Origin of the sequence: Novosphingobium olei (assembly GCF_012927405.1) — a bacterium.
GTDB lineage: Bacteria > Pseudomonadota > Alphaproteobacteria > Sphingomonadales > Sphingomonadaceae > Novosphingobium > Novosphingobium olei.
Window position 1 is genome coordinate 112,382 of record NZ_JABBGM010000006.1, and the last position, 12,644, is coordinate 125,025.

The 12,644-nt window shown below is 66.5% G+C and carries 14 protein-coding genes; 9 read left to right on the top strand and 5 right to left on the bottom strand.

Annotated features, from left to right (window positions below; genetic code table 11):
• The first annotated feature begins 14 nt into the window (after positions 1-14).
• Genes HHL27_RS14270 through HHL27_RS14280 form a run of 3 tightly spaced genes read left to right on the top strand, consistent with a single transcriptional unit; the run spans position 15 to position 1,486 of the window.
• On the top strand, positions 15-305 hold the full coding sequence (locus HHL27_RS14270) for a hypothetical protein (protein ID WP_169494117.1): 291 nt from the start codon (positions 15-17) through the stop codon (positions 303-305).
• Positions 306-333: 28 nt separating this feature from the next.
• Positions 334-960 (top strand): LysE family translocator, encoded by a 627-nt coding sequence (locus HHL27_RS14275; protein WP_169494118.1) that lies wholly within the window; start codon positions 334-336, stop codon positions 958-960.
• A gap of 31 nt (positions 961-991) precedes the next feature.
• Positions 992-1,486: a CinA family protein gene (locus tag HHL27_RS14280; protein ID WP_169494119.1), complete on the top strand. Its 495-nt coding sequence runs from the start codon at positions 992-994 to the stop codon at positions 1,484-1,486.
• Positions 1,487-1,493: 7 nt separating this feature from the next.
• Here the strand turns inward: HHL27_RS14280 and HHL27_RS14285 are convergent, their stop codons facing one another.
• From HHL27_RS14285 to HHL27_RS14295, 3 genes are all read right to left on the bottom strand, one after another.
• Positions 1,494-2,291, bottom strand: a complete 798-nt coding sequence (locus HHL27_RS14285) for an enoyl-CoA hydratase/isomerase family protein (RefSeq protein ID WP_169494120.1) — start codon at positions 2,289-2,291, stop codon at positions 1,494-1,496.
• 72 nt (positions 2,292-2,363) lie between these two features.
• Positions 2,364-3,332, bottom strand: coding sequence for a 50S ribosomal protein L11 methyltransferase (locus tag HHL27_RS14290; protein ID WP_169494121.1), 969 nt, complete (start codon positions 3,330-3,332; stop codon positions 2,364-2,366).
• On the bottom strand, positions 3,322-4,047 hold the full coding sequence (locus HHL27_RS14295; RefSeq protein ID WP_169494122.1) for an SDR family NAD(P)-dependent oxidoreductase: 726 nt from the start codon (positions 4,045-4,047) through the stop codon (positions 3,322-3,324). Before HHL27_RS14295 ends, HHL27_RS14290 begins: the two co-directional genes overlap by 11 nt.
• 151 nt (positions 4,048-4,198) lie before the next feature.
• On the opposite strand from HHL27_RS14295, the gene sdhC reads away from it, so the two are divergent.
• From sdhC to HHL27_RS14315, 4 genes are all read left to right on the top strand, one after another.
• Positions 4,199-4,624: a succinate dehydrogenase, cytochrome b556 subunit gene (sdhC, locus tag HHL27_RS14300; protein ID WP_169494123.1), complete on the top strand. Its 426-nt coding sequence runs from the start codon at positions 4,199-4,201 to the stop codon at positions 4,622-4,624.
• A gap of 41 nt (positions 4,625-4,665) precedes the next feature.
• Positions 4,666-5,049 carry a succinate dehydrogenase, hydrophobic membrane anchor protein gene (sdhD, locus tag HHL27_RS14305; RefSeq protein WP_169494124.1) on the top strand — a complete coding sequence of 128 codons (384 nt, stop codon included), beginning with the start codon at positions 4,666-4,668 and terminating at the stop codon, positions 5,047-5,049.
• Between the two features lie 3 nt (positions 5,050-5,052).
• Positions 5,053-6,867 (top strand): succinate dehydrogenase flavoprotein subunit, encoded by a 1,815-nt coding sequence (sdhA, locus tag HHL27_RS14310; protein ID WP_169494125.1) that lies wholly within the window; start codon positions 5,053-5,055, stop codon positions 6,865-6,867.
• A gap of 407 nt (positions 6,868-7,274) precedes the next feature.
• Entirely contained in the window at positions 7,275-7,715 is a 441-nt protein-coding gene (locus tag HHL27_RS14315; RefSeq protein ID WP_169494126.1) for a hypothetical protein, read from the top strand.
• 57 nt (positions 7,716-7,772) lie between these two features.
• On the opposite strand, the gene HHL27_RS14320 is transcribed toward HHL27_RS14315, so the two are convergent.
• Both HHL27_RS14320 and ypfJ read right to left on the bottom strand, forming a co-directional pair.
• Positions 7,773-8,402 carry a hypothetical protein gene (locus tag HHL27_RS14320; protein ID WP_206069630.1) on the bottom strand — a complete coding sequence of 210 codons (630 nt, stop codon included), beginning with the start codon at positions 8,400-8,402 and terminating at the stop codon, positions 7,773-7,775.
• Between the two features lie 53 nt (positions 8,403-8,455).
• Entirely contained in the window at positions 8,456-9,355 is a 900-nt protein-coding gene (gene ypfJ, locus HHL27_RS14325; protein ID WP_169494127.1) for a KPN_02809 family neutral zinc metallopeptidase, read from the bottom strand.
• A gap of 233 nt (positions 9,356-9,588) precedes the next feature.
• Between ypfJ and HHL27_RS14330 the strand changes: the two genes are divergently transcribed.
• Together HHL27_RS14330 and guaB are read left to right on the top strand one after the other, a co-directional pair.
• Positions 9,589-11,109 (top strand): M28 family metallopeptidase, encoded by a 1,521-nt coding sequence (locus HHL27_RS14330; RefSeq protein ID WP_169494128.1) that lies wholly within the window; start codon positions 9,589-9,591, stop codon positions 11,107-11,109.
• A gap of 66 nt (positions 11,110-11,175) precedes the next feature.
• A complete protein-coding gene (gene guaB, locus HHL27_RS14335) occupies positions 11,176-12,633 on the top strand; it encodes an IMP dehydrogenase (protein WP_169494129.1) in 1,458 nt (485 codons plus the stop codon).
• The last annotated feature ends 11 nt before the right edge of the window (positions 12,634-12,644 follow it).

Here is a 12,644-nt window from a genome sequence, read left to right on the forward strand (position 1 = left end):
CAAGGGGGCTCGAAATGCTGACCGCACTGCTGCTGCTGGCGATGACTCCGGCGCAGGCGCGCCATGCCGTCAAGGTTGCACCGCCCCCGGTGCGCGCGCTGCTGGTGCGGCAGGCCGGCTGCAATCACTTCGCCGGCGAAGAGCCCTATGACAAGGAGCGCGCCGCCTACATCGATGCGCAGGTGCGCAAGCTGCGCTGCCGCTCGGTAGAGGCCGATGCGCGCGCGCTGAAAAGGCGCTATGCCGGGAACTCATCGGTGCGCCGCCTTCTGGCAGAGGCGGAGCACTGGGACACGCTGCCCTGACCGGGTGGCCAAGGGAAAAACGCGCATCATGGCTCTGCACACCTGGTGGCTGTTCGTCGTCACCGTATTCTTCGTCTCGGCCTCGCCCGGACCCAACATGCTCCACGTGATGGCGCGCAGCGTCGAGCTGGGCCTTGCCCGTTCGACGCTGGCGATGGCGGGCTGCTTCGTCGCGGTGCTCAGCTTGCTGACCGCCTCGGCGCTGGGCCTGACCGCGCTGCTCGTGGCCATTCCCGGCGCGTTCCTGGTGCTGCGCCTCGTCGGCGCGGGCTACCTCATATGGCTCGGCTACAAGGCATGGGTATCGAACGATGCCCCGGTCGATATCGGCGAAGGCGAGATCGCGCCCCGGCTATCGGCCGCCAGGGTATTCCGTACCGCGTTCACCATCGGCATCTCCAACCCCAAGGCCCTGCTGTTCGCGGCCGCCTTCCTGCCGCAGTTCATCGATGCCTCGAAGCCTGAAGCCCCACAGTTTGGCATCATGGTGCTGACGTTCGGCGTGATCGAAATCTCGTGGTACTTCATCTATGCGATCGGCGGCCGCTCGATCGCCACTGCACTCACGCGTCCCGCACTGAAGAAGGCGTTCAACCGCACCACCGCTGCCGTGTTCGTCGCGTTCGGCCTTGCCATGCTCGGCTCGCGCGCCTGATAAGGCGGCAAAAGCGACGAGAGGGATGGGGATGCTGGAACAACTGGCTGCAACCGGGGCCGAGGCTGGTGCCGTGCTCAAGGCGCGGGGCGAAAAGATTGCCGTGGTCGACGGCGCCACAGGCGGCCTGATCTCGGCGGGCCTGCTCGCCATGCCGGGCGCATCGGCCTATTTCTCGGGCGCGGGCATCGTCTACACTTTGAAAGGCCGGCGCATCCTGCTGGGGCACGAGCCCGGCAGTTTGCGCCAGTATCGCTCGGCCACCGAACCTTATGCCCTGCGTCAGGCAGAGCTGATTCGCGCCCGGTTCGAAACCGACTGGGGCCTTGCCGAAACGGGGGCGGCCGGGCCGGGCAAGCATCCGCTGGGCGTCGCTTCAGGCACCAGCGCGATCGGCCTCGTGGGGCCAGGGGGCCTGACCGCGTCGATCCTGGTCGAAACCGGCAGCGAGGATCGCCTCGGCAACATGCAGGCGTTCGCCGGAGCGGCGCTGACGCTGCTCCGGGATACGCTGCAGGGGCTTTGAAGCCGCCTTACTCGGGAACGTAGTTCGGCTTGCGCTTCTCGAGGAAGGCCCGCATCCCTTCGGCGAAGTTCTTGCTGCCCGCGGTCATCAGCTGGTTGCGATTTTCCAGCGCCATCACGTGTTCCAGGCTCGACCCGTCGACCGAGACGTTGATGCCTTCCTTGGTCATGCGCAGCCCCATCGGCGAGGCGGCGAGCAGGTCTTCGACCCAGCTTTCGCCCGCCTTTTCCAACTGGTCGTCGGGCACGACTTCCGACACCAGCCCCACCGCCAGCGCACGCTGGGCGTGGATGAAGCGGCCGGTCAGCATTAGTTCCGAAGCGATGCCTGCGCCGACTATGCGCGGCAGGAAGTAGCTCACGCCCATGTCGCAGCTCGACAGGCCGAGCTTGATGAAGGCCGCATTCATCCGCGCGCTTTCTCCCGCGATGCGAATGTCTGAAGCAAGCGCAAAGGCGAACCCGCCGCCGCAGGCCGGCCCATGGATCAGGCTGACGATCGGCTGCGGGCAACGGCGCATCTTGATGTAGACGTCGGCCAGCCAGCCCTGAAAGCCGAAGCCGCCGCCGAAGGGAATTTCGCCGCGCTCCTCGCTGCGCTCCTTGATGTCGAGTCCGGCGCAGAACCCGCGCCCGGCACCGCGCATCACGACCACGCGAACCGAACGGTCATGATAGAGCTTGCCGAAATAGTCGTTGAGCTCGGCCACCATCTCGGACGAGATCGAATTGAGCGCATCGGGACGATTGAGCGTGAGCCAGTCCGCGTCCCCGCGCTTTTCGATCGCAATCGTGTTGTAGCCCATCTCCGCCGTCCTCTTTGTTAACCGCTTGATTAAGTCAGGCGGATAAACGAGCCGAACGCGCTGCGCAAGGCGCTACCAGTGGCGCGACCACTCCGGAAGGGTGCCAACTCGCGTAGACCGCACACTGCCGGCCCGGCGCCGCCGCAACCACAGGATCGACCAGTCGCCGCGCACCATGCGCGCCGCAAGGCGCAGGCCCGCCTTGCGATAGGCGGCACGCACTGCGGCCTCCTGCGTTTCGAGCAGCCCGGCGAGCAGCACGCTGCCCCCCGGTGCAACGGCGGCGGCGAATTCTGGCGCCAGTTCGACCAACGGCCCTGCCAGGATGTTGGCGATCAGCAGGTCGTAAGGGGCAGCGGCCACCAGCAGCGGGTGGTCGATGCCCGCGGAGATCACCATGGCGAGGCGGCCGGGGCCATCGCCCAGCGTCACGCCGTTCGCGTCGGCATTGTCGGCCACGACCGGCCCGCACACCGCGTCGATGTCGCTGGCGACGGCGCGGGCATGCGGCCACAGGTGCATCGCGGCAAAGGCGAGCAGGCCGGTGCCCGTGCCGATGTCGGCAAGGTTGCGCACCAAGACGCCTTCGCGCTTCATGTGGTCAAGCATGGCGAGGCATCCCGCGGTCGTCGCGTGCTGGCCGGTGCCGAAGGCCTGGCTGGTCGGGATCAGAAAGTTGCGGACGCCGGGCTCGTCGAGATCGGGATATTCCGGCGTGTGGACGTGGAACACGCCCTCGCGGATCGGCTCGACGCCGTGCTGGCTCAGCGTCACCCAGTCCTCGTCGGGCAGCTTTTCTATCTGGAGGTCAACTTTCGCGGCGCCGAAAAGAGCCGTGACGGCGGCCTTGTCCGCCTTGGTGGGCTTGCGGCCCATCCAGGCTTCGAGCTGCCAGTCCTCGGGCTTGTCCTCGGCGATCTCGCTGCCGGCGATGACGATGTCGGCGTCCCAGTCGAACGCGTCCTCGTGCGCCACGAGCGCCGCCTGCACCAGGTCGCGCGGGCCAAATACGGTGATCTTCCAGCTTTCATCAGCGGACATAGCTGGCTCCATTGGCGTCGATGGTGGTGCCGGTCATGCTCGGCGGCGCGTCGAGCGCGCAGAAGGTGGCGATGGTGGCGATTTCGTCGGGTGTGGCCACCCGGCCAAGGGGGATGTCGGCAAGCAGGCCGGGCCCGCCCCGGCTCGCAAGATAATCGCCCGCCATGTCGGTATCGGTGAAGCCGGGGGTGATGGCAAAGCTAAGGATGCCTTGCGCGGCATAGCCCCGGGCGATGGTCTTGTGCATGGCGATCATCCCGCCCTTGGCGGCGGCATAGTGCCAGTGCGCCGGGGAATCGCCCCGGAAACCGGCCCGGCTCGCAACGTGAACGCAACGCCCCGCGAAACCGCGTTCCAGCCAGTGGCGCAGCGCGAAGCGCGACAGCTGCGCTGCGGAAGTGAGGTTGATGCGCAAGGTATCCTCGAATGCATCGAGCCACGCGATGTCGGAGCGGTCGATCGGGTTTGCCTCGAACAGCCCGGCGTTGTTGATCAGCACGTCGATCGTGCCGCCCGCCATGTCGAGCGCCTGCTGCCACAGCGCCTGCGGGGCCTGCGGATCGGACAGGTCCGCGCCGATCACTCCGGGCGCTGCGCGGCTGCCGTGGCGGATGACGCGGGCGCCTCGCGCTTCGAGGTGGGCGGCGATGGCCGCACCGATGCCGCGGGTCGAACCCGTAACAAGTATGGTCGGGGCTGGGGGGCTGCTGGTCATGGCGCTCTCTAGGCCATCGCTTTGCCGGGCCGCAACCGTGCTTTGGGCCTTGCACTTTTGGTGCGGTTGCACGACCGGACATTTCGACTAATACGAATCGCGTCCCGGCCGCGCTTATGGCGTGGCGCATATTCTTATCGAGGGGGTTACCATGGCGCAGGCGCGCAGCAATCGGCCGCTTTCACCGCACTTGCAAATCTGGCGGTGGGGTCCGGCCATGCTGGTATCGATCCTGCATCGCGTCACCGGCAACGGCCTGGCATTTGCGGGTATCGGCCTGCTGTTGTGGTGGGTCGGCGCGATCGCGAGCGGGCCGGAAGCATACCAGACGTTCATCGACTACGCCTGGACGGGCGCTTCGGGCGGCCTCGCCGTTGTGACCGCGCTGCTCGGCAAGGTCGTGCTGATCGGCCTGACCTGGGCCTTCTTCCAGCATGCGGCAAGCGGCGTTCGCCACCTGGTTCTCGACGTCGGTGCGGGGTACGAACTCGAAGCCAATGCCCGGTGGTCGACGCTCACCATCGTGTTCTCGGTGCTTGCCACCATCCTGTTCTGGGCCTTCGTGCTGCTGCGCTGACGCGCCGGCACGATCCGAACCTCACATAGCAGAGGGTTTCCATGGGTAACGGTACCTCCATCGGCCGCGTCCGCGGGCTCGGCTCCAGCCACCAGGGCACTCACCACTGGCTGGTGCAGCGCCTGACCGCGGTCGGCAATCTCGTCCTCATCCCCTTCCTGATGATCAGCCTCGTGCTGCTGCCGTCGCATGACTATGCCACGGTCCATGCGTGGGTGGCCAAGCCGATCCCGTCGACCGCGCTGATCCTGATCATGATCAACACCATCACCCATGCCCGCCTTGGCGTGCAGGTGATGCTGGAAGACTACATCCACGAGGAAGGCGGCAAGATCACTGCCTGGCTGCTGGTCAACATCGTGCCTTTCGCCGCTGCCGCCTTCGGCATCATCTCGGTTATCCGTATCGCTCTCGGGGGCGCCTGAGCCATGACTTCGACACAGCCTGCCTACAAGATCATCGACCACACCTACGACACCGTCGTCGTTGGTGCGGGCGGTTCGGGCCTGCGCGCCACCATGGGTTCGGCCCAGGCCGGCCTGCGCACCGCGTGCATCACCAAGGTCTTCCCCACCCGCTCGCACACCGTGGCGGCGCAGGGCGGCATCGCCGCCTCGCTCGGCAACAATTCGCCCGACCACTGGACCTGGCACATGTACGACACCGTCAAGGGGTCGGACTGGCTGGGTGACCAGGACGCGATCGAATACATGGTCCGCGAAGCCCCGGCTGCGGTCTACGAACTCGAGCACGCGGGCGTGCCGTTTTCGCGCAACCCCGAAGGCACGATCTACCAGCGTCCGTTCGGTGGCCACATGCAGAACATGGGCGAAGGCCCGCCGGTGCAGCGCACCTGCGCCGCTGCCGACCGCACCGGCCACGCCATGCTGCACGCGCTGTACCAGCAGAGCCTGAAGTACGACGCCGACTTCTTCATCGAATACTTCGCGATCGATCTGATCATGGAGAACGGCGAATGCCGCGGCGTGATCGCGCTGTGCATGGACGACGGCTCGATCCACCGCTTCCGTAGCCATGCTGTCGTGCTTGCGACGGGTGGCTATGGCCGCTGCTACTTCACCGCCACCTCGGCCCATACCTGCACCGGCGACGGCGGCGGCATGGTGCTGCGCGCTGGCCTGCCGCTGCAGGACATGGAGTTCGTGCAGTTCCACCCCACCGGGATCTACGGCGCGGGCGTGCTGATCACCGAAGGCGCGCGCGGAGAGGGTGGCTATCTGACCAACTCCGAGGGCGAGCGCTTCATGGAGCGCTATGCTCCTTCGGCGAAGGACCTTGCGTCGCGCGACGTCGTTTCGCGTTCGATGGCCATGGAAATCCGCGAAGGGCGCGGTGTCGGCCCGCACAAGGACCACATCTACCTTCACCTTGACCACATCGACGCCAAGGTGCTGGCCGAGCGCCTGCCGGGCATCACCGAAAGCGGCAAGATCTTTGCCGGTGTCGACCTGACCCGCCAGCCGCTGCCGGTGGTTCCGACCGTGCACTACAACATGGGCGGCATTCCCACGAACTATCACGGTGAGGTCGTGACGATCGGCGCGGACGGCAATCCGGAAACGGTTGTCCCCGGCCTGTTCGCGGTGGGCGAGGCGGCCTGCGTTTCGGTCCACGGCGCCAACCGCCTCGGCTCCAACTCGCTGATCGACCTCGTGGTGTTCGGCCGCGCGACCGGCCTGCGCCTCAAGGAACTGATCAAGCCGGGCACGGCGCACAATTCGCTGCCCAAGGACAGCGCCGACCTGTCGCTGACCCGCCTCGACCACTTCCGCCATGCCAAGGGCGGTTCGCCCACGGCGCAGATCCGCACCGAAATGCAGCGGACGATGTCGGGCCACGCCGCCGTGTTCCGCACGGACGAACTGATGGCCGAAGGCAAGGTGAAGCTTGCCGACACCTACAAGCGGATGGAAGACGTCCACGTTTCCGACCGGTCGCTGATCTGGAACTCGGACCTCGTCGAAACGCTCGAGCTCGACAACCTGATCGCGCAGGCTTCGGTGACGATGCATTCGGCGTTCAACCGCAAGGAAAGTCGTGGCGCCCACGCCCACGAGGACTTCCCTGACCGCAACGACGGCGAATGGATGAAGCACACCGCCGCCTGGTTCGAAGGCTGGGGTGGCAAGGGCGGCGCGGTCAAGCTGGACTACCGCCCGGTGCACGAGTTCACGCTGACCGACGACGTCGAGTACATCAAGCCGAAGAAGCGCGTGTACTGACGCTGGAAAGATCGGTGCCGCAAGGCACGGGCAAGGGGCTGCAGGTCGCAAGATCTGCGGCCCCTTTTCTTTGCGAGTCGTGGACCGGGTCGGGCCGAAACGGGCCCCAAGTTGACGAAGTTGACAGTGTTCTGAGAGAAAGTTTGGAGGCCCTGGCAGGTGCCATCGACGGCGAGCAAGGTGTTGAAACAAGAGGAATTGTGGCGATCATCCGCCCGGTTTGCCGCAAATGGTCGGTTGTAGGAAAGTGACGAATACCTGACGCATGTGTCAGAAACCTTCACGCCCCGCCTTCCTTGCCGTTTGTCAGACCAGCGCGGGCCTTCGTCGATGCGCGCGGGCGCTGGCGAGGCGGGCTGGTAACCACCGGCTGCAGGTTCGGGGGAACCTTGCCAAAAGGAGCCGGCATGGAGTTTCCGAAAAAACCCGCGTTGATCGCGATCGCAGCGGCGCTGGCCATGGGCGTGCCCGTTGTTGCCGCGAGCGCGCATGGCAGCGGCCGCGATTGCCCGACCCCGCCTGTGCCACCCGCCCCTCCTACGCCGCCAGCACCGTCCGCACCACCGGCAATGCCATCACCACCCGCCGCGCCGGAACCACCCGAAGCGCCCGAGCCGCCGGAGCCACCCGAGGCCGCCGATGCGCTTGAGTTTTACGGTATCAAGGAGCGTGACGTGGCCAGGATCATGGCAGACAGCCAGCGCGAGGCGCTGAACGCGATCCGCGACGCGCGGCGCGAAGTGGCGCGCGAGCCGAACATGCCGCGCGAGATACGGGCCAAGGTGCTGGCCGAACTCGACGCGGCAGTCCGGAGAGTCGAACGCGATTTTGCGCGCGACCGCGATTGATCGGTAAGGCCGGTGCTGGTCAGCGCGCCAGACGCTGATCAGCGAAGCCGGAAGGGGTCAGCGGCGCTGGGGCTTGCCGGCCCCATCGTCCTTTGCCTTGGCGGCCTTTTTCGCGGCCTCCTCAGCCGCTCCTTCCCGTGCGCGGGTTGCCTTCACCTGCGCGATGTCGCTGGCAGTGGCGGCGCGTGCCGGGTAGCGGCAACCCTTCGCCGCGCCCATGCCCTTGAGGTAAGCGCGGCGGACCGAGCCGGCGTAGAGCGCGACGGCCCACTGGCGTTCGTTTTCGTTGGCACCGCTGATTTCGCGGATGATGCCCCCGAACGGGATCAGTGAACCGACGACCGACTTGGCGATGTTGCCAACGGTGTTGCCGCGCTTTTCGCCGAGCGACTTGTCCTGGGCGATGTCGATGTCATCGCCCAGCACCGCATCGAGCCGGCGCACTTCGGCCTGGATTGCCGGGCAGGTGCGCAGGCCGGCGGTGGTGTAGGCGTTTTCCCGCGCGGCGATCAGGATCGGCGGGATGGAGTCCTTCTTGAGGTTCACGTCCGACAGCGGCTTGGTCAGGACATCGCCTGCAGTCACGTCCTTGGGCGCAACGACCGTCTGGGCCGAAGCGCCGGTAGAAAGAAGGGCGAAAGCCAGCGCAGCGCTGATGCCAGCGCGGGTCGAGATGGTCTTGGTCATGCGGTACTCCCCGGTTTGGCTGCACTACGCTGGACCCTTGGCGCGGTTCCTGATTACGAGGCGATGTCGGCGAAAGTATCGCAGGCCTTCACGTCACCGGTGTCGAGCCCCTTCTTGAGCCACTGCATGCGCTGGGCCGAACTGCCATGGGTGAAGGCGGCTTCCACCGGACGGCGACCGGCGGCCTTCATCAGCGTGTCATCGCCAATCTGGTGCGCGGCGGTGAGCCCTTCCTGAAGATCGCCGGGTTCGATCCGGTCGCGGTTGTTCGCCGCCCACACGCCGGCGTAGCAATCGGCTTGGAGTTCGAGGCGCACCGAAAGCTGGTTGGCGGCCGAAGGATTGCGGCGCTGCGCCTGCTGCACCTGTTCGGACAGGCCCGTGAGGTTCTGGATATGGTGGCCGTATTCGTGGGCCATCACATAATCGCGGGCGAAATCGCCGCCGGCCCCCATCTTCTTGTCCATCTCGGTATAGAAGTCGGTGTCGATGTAGATGCCCTGGTCGGTCGGGCAGTAGAACGGCCCCATCGCGCTCTGCGCGGCGCCGCAGCCCGATTGACCCGCCTGCGAATAGAACACGAGCTTTGGCGCGACGGGCTGGATCCCGGCCTGGGTCAGCAGCGGGCGCCAGGTCTTGTTGAGCGAGGACAGGGCGTTGCAGCTTTCCTTGCTGAAGGCGTTGACGCTGCAGCTTTCGGCGAGATTCGAACCGCCCTGTTGCTCGGTCGGAGCCTGAAGCGCGGATTGCCCGCCACCGCCGAGAATGTTGCCGAGGCCCCCGAACAGCGCAAAGCCGATCAGCACGATCACGACCCCGACGATGCCGAAGCGACTGCCGACCATCGCCAGAATGCCGAGCGGCAGCCCACCACCGCCACCGCCGAAGCCGCCGCCACCGCTGCCGCGCTGATCCTCCACGCGGATGGAGTCATCATAATCATCGAGACGCATGGTCGGTCCTTCCCTGTGCGCGGCCCCAGTGCGCGGCACATGCCTTGCCTGTGAAAGCCAAAATGCACGCGAGGCATATGGTTCCGCAAGCTTTGCCGCGATGTCTGGCGAAGAACACTGATGCAGCGGCACAACGCTCATAAATCGTTCATGCGCGATGCAAGATCGGGAACTTGCGGGAAACATGCGGTTTTGACAGTCAGGATCGTGCGGCAGGCCGTTTGGGGGCGTCGATGAGTCGTTGGGGATTGCGGCGGACGACAGGGCGGGGCGCGCTTCTCGCCATTGCCGCTGTGCTGTGCGTTGCCGCAGCGCCCACGCGTCGCGAAACCCCGTTGGAAGCCGCGTTGCGCCAGCATGTCGAAACACTTGCCAGCGACGATTTCGAGGGCCGCGAACCCGGTACGCCGGGCGAAACCAAGACTCTGCGCTATCTGGCGCGGCAGTGGTTCGACATCGGCATGGAATCGGGCACCAACGACCCCGCGCATGGCTGGTTCGCCCCGGTGGAGCTGGTCGAGCGCGAGCCGCTTTCCTTCCGCGCGAGCTTTGCCAAAGGGCGCAAGCGCGTGATCCTGCCGCAGGATGCAGGTCTGGTGGTCACATCGGGCATCCGCAGCCTGGTCGAAGATGCACCGGTGCTGTTCGTGGGCCATGCCATCGACCGCGTCCCCCCGCGCACCGATCTCGCTGGCCGAATTGCGCTGATGCTCGACAGTGGCGGCAATGGGGCGCAGGGCGATCCGCGCGCCGACCGGTTGCTGGATGCGGGCGCGGCCGCGGTGGTCACCGTGCTCGATGGCAAGCGTTCGATCGACGACGTGATCGCGCGGCGCAAGCGGGCCGGCTACGCCCTTTCCGGCGAGCGGCTTGGCGACGAGATCGAGGCTTTCGTAAGCCCGGCGGCGGCGCAATCGCTGCTGGCCGGCCTGGGATCGACCGCGACGATGGCCGACCTGCGGCGCGAGGCGGACGGGGCGGATTTTTCACCGCGTCTGCTGGGTATCGTCGGCACGCTGGAGGCGACCAGTCGCGAGACGCGGATCAGCACGCACAACCTGATCGGCAAGTTGGAAGGGCGCAATCCTGCGGCGGGGGCGGTGGTGTTCATGGCGCACTGGGACCATTTCGGCCGCTGCGCCGAGCCGCCGGCCGAGGACCTGATCTGCAACGGCGCGGTGGACAATGCCAGCGGCCTTGCCGTGATTACCGAGACGGCGCGCATCCTGTCGCGTGGAAGGCCGCTCGATCGCGACGTCTATTTCCTGGCGACGACGGGCGAGGAATTGGGCCTGCTGGGGGCACTGGCCTTTGCCGAGAACCCGCCGCTGCCGCTCGACAAGATCGTCGCGGTGCTGAATGTCGATGGGACGGGCCTTGCGCCCGCAGGCCAGCCGTTCAGCGTGATCGGCAAGGGGGCGACGCCGCTCGATCCCGGCATTGCCCAAGTGGCGCGGGCGATGCGGCGCAAGCTGACAAGCAGTGAAAATGCCAACGCCTACATCAAGCGGCAGGACAGCTGGGTGTTCCGCCAGCACGACGTGCCCGCGGTGATGGTCAGCACGAGCTATTCGGACGAAGCGCGGCTCGAGAAGTTCATGGACGAGGATTACCACCGCCCATCGGACGAGGCGCGCAAGGTGCAGTACGGCGGCATGGCCGACGACGTGTTGATGCAGGTGGAACTGGCGCGCTATTTCGCCGATGCAAGGCGCTATTCCAGCCCGGTGCGGGGCGGGGTCCGTACCCCCTAGCGCAATGCGCCCGGCTTGATTACATGGGCCGCCACGAATCTCCCCGGACAGGAAGTGGCGACCAGCATGGATATCCCTCTCGGCCTTACATTCGACGACGTGCTGCTGCGTCCTGCCGAGTCCGACATCCTGCCTTCGATGGCCGACACCCGCACGCGCCTGACCAAGAGCATCGCGCTGAACATCCCGGTCATCTCTTCGGCCATGGACACCGTGACCGAAGCAGACATGGCGATCGTGATGGCGCAGCTGGGCGGGATCGGCGTGCTCCACCGCAACCTGACGGTCGAGGAACAGTGCGCCGCGGTGCGCGCGGTGAAGCGCTTCGAAAGCGGCATGGTGGTCAACCCGATCACCATCGCGCCCGACGCGACGCTGGGCGAAGCGCAGGCGATCATGCTCGCCAACAAGATCAGCGGCATCCCGGTGGTCGAGGCGGGGGGCACGCTGGTGGGCATCCTGACCAACCGCGACGTGCGCTTTGCCGACAATCCGGCGCAGCCCGTGCGCGAGCTGATGACGCACCAGAACCTTGCCACGGTGAAAGTGGGCGTGAACCAGGAAGACGCGCGCCGCCTGCTGCACCAGCGCCGGATCGAGAAGCTGCTGGTGGTGGACGATGCCTATCGCTGCGTCGGCCTGATCACGGTGAAGGACATCGAAAAAGCCGTCACCTACCCCTCTGCGACCAAGGACGAGGCCGGGCGCCTGCGCGTTGCCGCCGCCACGACGGTGGGCGACAAGGGCTTCGAGCGCACCGAGGCGCTGCTCGCCGCAGAATGCGACGTCATCGTGATCGATACCGCGCACGGCCACAACCGCGACGTCAGCCGCGCGGTCGAACGGGTGAAGAAGCTGTCCAATTCGGCTCAGGTCATCGCCGGCAACGTGGCGACGGCGGAAGCGGCGCGCGCGCTGTGCGATGCGGGCGCGGATGGCGTGAAGGTGGGCATCGGGCCAGGCTCGATCTGCACCACGCGCATCGTGGCGGGCGTCGGCGTGCCGCAGCTGACCGCGATCATGGAAGCGGCCGAAGCGGCCGACAAGATGGGCGTTCCGGTGATCGGCGACGGCGGCCTGCGCACGTCGGGCGATGCGGCCAAGGCGCTGGCCGCCGGGGCTTCGGTGGTGATGATCGGCTCAATGCTGGCCGGCACCGAGGAAGCGCCGGGCGAGACGTTCCTGTACCAGGGCCGCGCCTACAAGTCGTATCGCGGCATGGGCTCGGTGGGTGCGATGGCGCGGGGCAGCGCCGACCGCTACTTCCAGCAGGACATCAAGGACCAGATGAAGCTGGTGCCCGAAGGCATCGAGGGCCAGGTACCCTACAAGGGCCCGGCCAAGGACGTGATCCACCAGCTTGTCGGCGGCATCAAGGCGGCGATGGGCTACACCGGCTCGGCAACGATCGACGACCTGCGGCACAAGGCGCAGTTCGTGCGCATCACCAACGCCGGTCTGCGCGAAAGCCACGTGCACGACGTGACGATCACCCGCGAGGCGCCGAACTACAAGGTCGGTTGAGCGGGGGCGGT

Bases quoted from the DNA above. Each gene is read 5' to 3' on its own strand.
- HHL27_RS14290 (WP_169494121.1), bottom strand. From the start codon at position 3,332: ATGTCCGCTGATGAAAGCTGGAAGATCACCGTATTTGGCCCGCGCGAC.
- HHL27_RS14270 (WP_169494117.1), top strand. From the start codon at position 15: ATGCTGACCGCACTGCTGCTGCTGGCGATGACTCCGGCGCAGGCGCGC.
- HHL27_RS14285 (WP_169494120.1), bottom strand. From the start codon at position 2,291: ATGGGCTACAACACGATTGCGATCGAAAAGCGCGGGGACGCGGACTGG.
- HHL27_RS14280 (WP_169494119.1), top strand. From the start codon at position 992: ATGCTGGAACAACTGGCTGCAACCGGGGCCGAGGCTGGTGCCGTGCTC.
- HHL27_RS14295 (WP_169494122.1), bottom strand. From the start codon at position 4,047: ATGACCAGCAGCCCCCCAGCCCCGACCATACTTGTTACGGGTTCGACC.
- ypfJ (WP_169494127.1), bottom strand. From the start codon at position 9,355: ATGCGTCTCGATGATTATGATGACTCCATCCGCGTGGAGGATCAGCGC.
- guaB (WP_169494129.1), top strand. From the start codon at position 11,176: ATGGATATCCCTCTCGGCCTTACATTCGACGACGTGCTGCTGCGTCCT.
- sdhD (WP_169494124.1), top strand. From the start codon at position 4,666: ATGGGTAACGGTACCTCCATCGGCCGCGTCCGCGGGCTCGGCTCCAGC.
- sdhA (WP_169494125.1), top strand. From the start codon at position 5,053: ATGACTTCGACACAGCCTGCCTACAAGATCATCGACCACACCTACGAC.
- HHL27_RS14275 (WP_169494118.1), top strand. From the start codon at position 334: ATGGCTCTGCACACCTGGTGGCTGTTCGTCGTCACCGTATTCTTCGTC.
- HHL27_RS14330 (WP_169494128.1), top strand. From the start codon at position 9,589: ATGAGTCGTTGGGGATTGCGGCGGACGACAGGGCGGGGCGCGCTTCTC.
- HHL27_RS14315 (WP_169494126.1), top strand. From the start codon at position 7,275: ATGGAGTTTCCGAAAAAACCCGCGTTGATCGCGATCGCAGCGGCGCTG.
- sdhC (WP_169494123.1), top strand. From the start codon at position 4,199: ATGGCGCAGGCGCGCAGCAATCGGCCGCTTTCACCGCACTTGCAAATC.
- HHL27_RS14320 (WP_206069630.1), bottom strand. From the start codon at position 8,402: ATGACCAAGACCATCTCGACCCGCGCTGGCATCAGCGCTGCGCTGGCT.